Origin of the sequence: Vibrio sp. Vb1755 (genome assembly GCF_033338635.1) — a bacterium.
Classification (GTDB): domain Bacteria; phylum Pseudomonadota; class Gammaproteobacteria; order Enterobacterales; family Vibrionaceae; genus Vibrio; species Vibrio alginolyticus.
Genome location: NZ_JAWOTA010000063.1, coordinates 1 through 2249, shown reverse-complemented (window position 1 = coordinate 2249; position 2249 = coordinate 1). Strand labels below are relative to the sequence as shown.

Annotated in this window: 2 protein-coding genes and 1 pseudogene; all 3 read right to left on the bottom strand. The window is 46.8% G+C overall.

Annotated elements, in window-relative coordinates:
* Positions 1-111, bottom strand: a pseudogene (locus R7E00_RS22520) (short chain dehydrogenase); the annotation flags it as partial.
* A complete protein-coding gene (locus R7E00_RS22515) occupies positions 111-1655 on the bottom strand; it encodes a cryptochrome/photolyase family protein (protein WP_318124480.1) in 1545 nt (514 codons plus the stop codon). The gene R7E00_RS22515 and the pseudogene R7E00_RS22520, both read right to left, overlap by 1 nt.
* On the bottom strand, positions 1656-2249 hold a 594-nt coding region (locus R7E00_RS22510), incomplete at its 5' end, for a DASH family cryptochrome (RefSeq protein ID WP_318124479.1).

Genomic DNA, 2249 nt, shown 5'->3' with positions numbered 1-2249 from the left:
TTTTGTGCGCCGATAGGTCGCGTGAATTTGTGCCAGCGGAAAGCGCACTAGTGCTTCTTTGACCATCGCCAAACCAATCCCTCCGTTTCCACCGACGATCAAAATGTTCATCACAAATGCTCCAAATCCGCGATATAGCGTTCAGCCGTCTCAAGAATCGCTTGGCGCTGCGAAGCTTCCATATTGTCCCAAGACCGGAAAATCATGCCGATGCGTGGATTGGTAGCGAGTCGCTTTTCATGCTTGTCCATAAATCGCCAATAAAGACTATTAAACGGACAAGAGCCTTCACCACTGCGCGCCTTGTTGTCATAGTGGCAACCTTTACAGTAATCGCTCATTTTGTTGATGTACGACCCGCTTGCGGCATAAGTCTTGTTGCCAACAATGCCACCATCGGCAAACAATGCCATACCGCGTGTATTGGGCATTTCTACCCACTCAATCGCATCGACATAAATGCCGAGATACCAAGCATCTACTTGGTCAGGGTTCATCTCGGTGAGCAAACAAAAGTTGCCCGTCACCATCAAACGCTGAATATGATGGGCGTAGGCATAATCGAGAGACTGGCCTATTGCATTGCGCATACAAGCCATCTTGGTTTTTCCTGTCCAAAAGTAGTCGGGTAAATCACGTGATGCTTCGAGCTCATTTTTCTGCAGATACTGCGGCATATTCGCCCAGTACACCCCCCGAATGAATTCCCGCCAACCTAAGATCTGACGAATGAATCCTTCTACCTGTGCAATATCGATGTGTTTGTTTGATTGATACGCACTAAGTGCAGCATCTATTACCTCTTTGGGGTGCAGTAACTTACTGTTCATCGAGAACGACAAACGACTGTGGTACAAACTCCATTTGGATTCGTGCTCCGCCGTCATCGCATCTTGAAACCGACCAAAATGAGGGAGACAAACCTGACAAAAATGCGCGAGCAAAGATAGGCTTTGAGCGCGATTCACTGGCCATAACAAATCACCATTTAGTGAACCGATGGTCGAGATCTTGTGTCGCGTTAGTCGCTCTACAATCTCGTCAACATTCAGGCTAAACATCAGCGGTTTGGGTAATTGCTCGATATCTTTCACTTTCAGTTTATTACGGTTGTTGGCATCGTAATTCCACTTTTCACCCACTGGCTTACCGTCTTGCATCAAAATATCAAAGCGCTTGCGCATCCGTCGGTAAAAGTGCTCCATCATGACGTGTTTGCCTTGCGGGAACTGCTGTTCTATTTCTGCAAAAGGCAGTAAAAAATGCTCAGTATCGACGCAACGTTTGACAACACTTTCTAATTTCAACTTGGTCAGTTGTTCCAGCAGTCGATATTCATCTGGCCGTTGATACTCAAATTTACTTGCCCCAACTTCACGAACGTAGTGCTGCAATACTTGGTCAAGATCATCAAAAGCGGCAGTGTCATCCAACGTTAGATGCAGAACATGATGCCCTTCTTCTTGCTTCTCTTGAGCGAAAATAGCCATCGCGGAGAAGAAGGCGCACACCTTTTGAATGTGATGCGTAACGTAAGTGTTTTCTTGCTTGAGCTCAGCAATCAAGTAAAGCACGGTATCATCCGCTTGCTGAAACCAAGAATGCTCGCTGTTGAGTTGGTCGCCGAGAATCAATCGCACCGTGTCATAACGCATTTATTTATCTCCATTTTCTTGCTGCGTTGCGATTGGCCAGTCGACCATATCGACAACGTCTTGCTGCGCTCGGCTGTCACGCCCTTGCCATCGATCAATGAACTCATGATTTTGGTCGTACATTTGCGTCTGCTTCTCCAAATTAAACTGACGAGAGCCTCTCGGATCTGCCCCTACTCCCGCTAAATATTGCCAGTTTCCCCAATTCGAGCCGACATCGTAGTCAATCAACTGCGTTTCAAAGTAGGCCGCGCCATACCGCCAGTCCAGCCCCAGTTCATGAACAAGGCAACTTGCAACCAACTGGCGACCACGGTTAGACATATAACCAGTGTGATTCAGTTGGTGCATACACGCATTGACAATGGGATACGGTGTGGTGCCATTTTTCCACTGCTGAAAACGATGCGCATAAAAACTGGTTAACGGCGGTTGATTGCGAATACCACCAAACCGAAACAGCCTTTGTTGATAACACCTTGCGTACCAATAAAAATATTCGCGCCACAACAATTCAAAGTAAATCCAGTAAGTCGAATCATTCGCCCCTTGGGTTTGTTCATGCTGTTTGAGCATGGCATAAATCATTCTTGG

Coding starts and splice junctions, on each gene's coding strand:
- R7E00_RS22515 (WP_318124480.1), bottom strand. CDS start 1,655: ATGCGTTATGACACGGTGCGATTGATTCTCGGCGACCAACTCAACAGC.